General features: G+C 77.4%; 1 pseudogene. It reads left to right on the top strand.

The annotated features are described in order from the left end of the window. A pseudogene (locus RM445_RS32820) lies at positions 1-261 on the top strand (IS701 family transposase); the annotation flags it as partial.

The following is a 261-nucleotide window of genomic DNA, read 5'->3' as shown; positions in this document are numbered from 1 at the left end:
GGGCCGACCACGCCACGGCGAGGGCACCGGAGCAGGCGTGGAAGCGCCGCAGCTGCGCGGACGGGGCCAAGGGCCCGCGGCTGTTCGACTGGGCGGTGGCCTCGGTGTCGGCCGGGGACGACACCCCACCCGGGTGGGGGCGCTGGCTGCTGGTCCGCCGCCAGATCCTCACCGACGACCAGACCGCCGCGGGCCGGGAGCCGGAGCTGGCCTACTACCTGTGCGCCGGCCCGCCCGGCACCACCGACGACGAGCTGATCC

The organism is Pseudonocardia charpentierae, from assembly GCF_031845345.1.
Lineage (GTDB): Bacteria > Actinomycetota > Actinomycetes > Mycobacteriales > Pseudonocardiaceae > Pseudonocardia > Pseudonocardia charpentierae.
Note: the sequence above shows the minus strand (reverse complement) of the source record. Positions and strands in the feature narration are given on the sequence as shown.